This window comes from Bacillus cereus group sp. BfR-BA-01382 (assembly GCF_022663475.1).
Taxonomy (GTDB): Bacteria; Bacillota; Bacilli; order Bacillales; family Bacillaceae_G; genus Bacillus_A; species Bacillus_A thuringiensis_S.
The window spans coordinates 1-212 of the sequence record NZ_JAKUFQ010000460.1 but is presented as its reverse complement, the minus strand read 5'-3'; the positions used below and the strand labels follow the sequence as shown (position 1 = coordinate 212).

The following is a 212-nucleotide window of genomic DNA, read 5'->3' as shown; positions in this document are numbered from 1 at the left end:
GACTCTGCGCCGAAAATGTACCGGGGCTAAATACACCACCGAAGCTGCGAATTGATACCAATGGTATCAGTGGTAGGGGAGCGTTCTAAGTGCAGTGAAGGCAGACCGGAAGGACTGGTGGAGCGCTTAGAAGTGAGAATGCCGGTATGAGTAGCGAAAGACGGGTGAGAATCCCGTCCACCGAATGCCTAAGGTTTCCTGAGGAAGGCTCG

1 rRNA gene is annotated in these 212 nt (G+C 53.8%); it reads left to right on the top strand.

Going from position 1 to position 212, the window contains the following annotated elements:
* Nucleotides 1-212: ribosomal RNA gene (locus MR160_RS34705) — 23S ribosomal RNA — on the top strand; the annotation flags it as partial.